This is a genomic window from Neisseria sp. P0021.S005 (genome assembly GCF_051956955.1).
On record NZ_JBQCWY010000393.1, the window covers coordinates 1 to 2,781 of the forward strand.

Annotated in this window: 2 protein-coding genes; both read right to left on the reverse strand. The window is 57.0% G+C overall.

All coding sequences use genetic code 11. The features are described 5' to 3' along the window. Positions 1–1,549: YccS family putative transporter (gene yccS, locus ACTHUE_RS14640; protein ID WP_440423858.1), on the reverse strand; the 1,549-nt coding region annotated here is incomplete at its 3' end. A gap of 165 nt (positions 1,550–1,714) precedes the next feature. Next, positions 1,715–2,781, reverse strand: a 1,067-nt coding sequence (locus ACTHUE_RS14645) for a PilT/PilU family type 4a pilus ATPase (RefSeq protein WP_440423860.1), incomplete at its 5' end; no start/stop codon positions are given.

The window sequence follows — 2,781 nt, forward strand, 5'->3', positions numbered from 1 at the left end:
TAACGGAACCGACGATGGTGTCGATGATGCGGATGGGCATGGCGTGGTACACGTCCAAACCGGCAAGCGAGAGGCTGGTCAGGGCTTGGATGGTGATGAAGAAGGTGGAGAAGCTGTATTTGTAGCTGCGGGTCATGAAGAACAGGGTGGTGCTGGCGATAACAATCCAGAGCTTGGTTTCAACGGACGGGGTGAAGTAGGGGACGAGCGAACCGACAATCACGCCGAGAATCGTACCGGCAATGCGTTGGTACACGCGGCTTTTGGTGGCGGTGTAGTTGGGTTGGCAGACGAAAAGGGCGGTCAGCAGAATCCAGTAGCCGAGGTTGAGATGGAGGATTTCGACGATGATGCAGGCCGCGGCCACGACGATGGAGAGGCGGGTGGCATGGCGGAAGACGCCGGAGTCGAAATTGAGTTGGCTGATGACGGTTTCGCCGATATTGCGGAACTTGGTGTTTTCAAGGGCGGCGATGCGGGTGTCGGTGTTGTCGTTTTCGGCAAGGGACGCATCGTTTTGCAGTTGCCGCAGTTGGTAATCGACACTGCTGAGGTTGTCGAGCAGGCGGCGGATATTGTGGAGGTTGGCATTGTCGGCGTGGGTCTCGGCAAAATGGCCGAGGGACTGGCGGCAGCCTTCCATGGCGCGGCCGAGGCGTTTGCTGTATGCGTAGGGTTTGTTGTTGCGCAGGGTGGCGGCAATGTTGCGGCATGCCTGACCCTGCATTTCGAGCAGGCGGCGGATGCGGAAGATGAGGTCGGTGTTTTTGAGCTGCTCGGCCATTTCGCTGTAATCGACGTGGGCGGAGCTGATGCGTTCGTGCATGTCTTGCGCGCTGAGGTAGTAGCGCAGCATTTTGGCGGTACGCGGATGGCGGTGTTGGCCGCGCAATCGGTAGAAAAGTGCGCCGCGGCATTGGTTGAAGGCGGTAATCACGCCGGTGTTGCTCATGGCCAAGTCGATTTGGCGGTTGCCCAACCATGCGGCTTCGTCGGGGTCGAAAAAGTCGGCTTTGGCATCGAAGTAGTTGCTGAGTGCGTCGTAGGCGTTGGCAACGGTTTCTTGGACGGGGCGGTGGGGCAGGATGATTTGGAAGATCAGGGTGTTGACGCTGTATAGGACAGTGCCCAACAGAATCATGACGGGGTTGGTCAGCCAGTAGGTCTCGGGTGTGTAGGTCAGCGTGGTGTAGGTGGCGACGGCGAGCGCACCGAAAGCGAAGGTGCGGTATTTGAGGCCGACGGTGCCGAGGATGGTGAAGCCGAAAGTCATCAGGGTCATGGCCAAGATGAAGGGAACGCCTGTGCCGATGGTGCTTTGGGCAAGCAGTGAGGAGAGGGTGAACAGGGCAACGGTGATGACGATGTTTTTCAGACGGCCTGTGAGGCGGTTGTCCAAGTCGACCAAACCGCCGGCAATAATGCCGAGTACGAAGGGCATGACGAGCTTAGGCGTGTTGAAGTGCCAAACGAGGGTGGCGGCGATGAACACGCTGGCGAAGACGGGCAGGGAGGCAATGATCAGAGGTTTGAGCGGCGGAGTGTTCATGATGGTGTTGTTTATTATTCGTTATGAGGTGAATGATTGGATTTTAACAGGATTTTCAGTCGGTTTCAGAATGTTTGAAATAGGATAAGGCCGTCTGAACGGATACGGGGAAATACTTGATTTCGTTTCCACATTTGTTCAGACGGCCTTTTTTGGCTTGCGCCATCAGGTCATCAGGTTGAGGTCGCTGATGCGGTCGTAGAGACGCTCGGTATTGTTGCCCTCGTCGTGCATTTGAATGCGCAGGCGCAAATCGTTGGCGGAAACTGCTTGGCGCAGGGCTTCGCTGAGTTCGATTTGGCCCTGTGCGTAGAGGTTGAAGAGGTTTTGGTCGAACGTCTGCATGCCGTTGCTGCCGGAGCGTGCCATCAGGTCGCGGATTTCCAGCAATTCGCCTTTGAAAATCAGGTCCTGCATGGCCGGAGTGTTGAGCAGGAGGTCGGTAACGGCCGTGCGTTGGCGGTTTTTCTTGATGGTGAGGCGTTGGCCGATGATGCCGACGAGGTTTAACGCCAAATCCATCAAAACTTGTTGGCGGCGGTCTTCCGGATAGAAGTTGATAATGCGCTCGATGGTTTGGGAGGCCGTACTGGCATGGATGGTGAAAACGCACAGATGGCCGGTTTGAGCCAGTTGAAGGGCGTATTCCATGCTTTCTTCGCTGCGGACTTCGCCGATACAGACGACATCGGGTGCTTGACGCATGGCGCTTTGAACGGCAATTTTCCAGTTGTCGGTATCGATGCCGATTTCGCGCTGGGTGAAGATGCTGCGGCAAGGTTTGTAGATAAACTCGATGGGATCTTCGATGGTGACGATATGGCCGGGCAGCTTTTGGTTGCGGTAGTTGAGCATGGAGGCCATGGTGGTGGACTTACCCGAACCGGTCGGGCCGGCGAGGATCAGCAGGCCGCGTGGCGCGAGTGCAAGCTCTTGGAGCTTTTCGGGCAAACCGAGGGTTTTCATCTCGGGAATGTCTTGGCTGACGCGGCGCAATACCATGCCGACGCGGCCTTGCTCGTGGTAGGCGTTGACGCGGTAGCGTGTGTTGCTGCGCGATTGGACGGAATAGTTGATTTCCCAGTCGCGGTTGAAGGCTTCGAGTTGGTCGGGGTTCATGGTGGATTCGGCGATGGCGGCGGTGTCCGCGCCGGTCAGCGCTTTGTGGGGCATGGGCGTGAGGGTGCCGCCGACTTTAATGGCAGGAGGAAAGCCTGCGCTGATGAAGATGT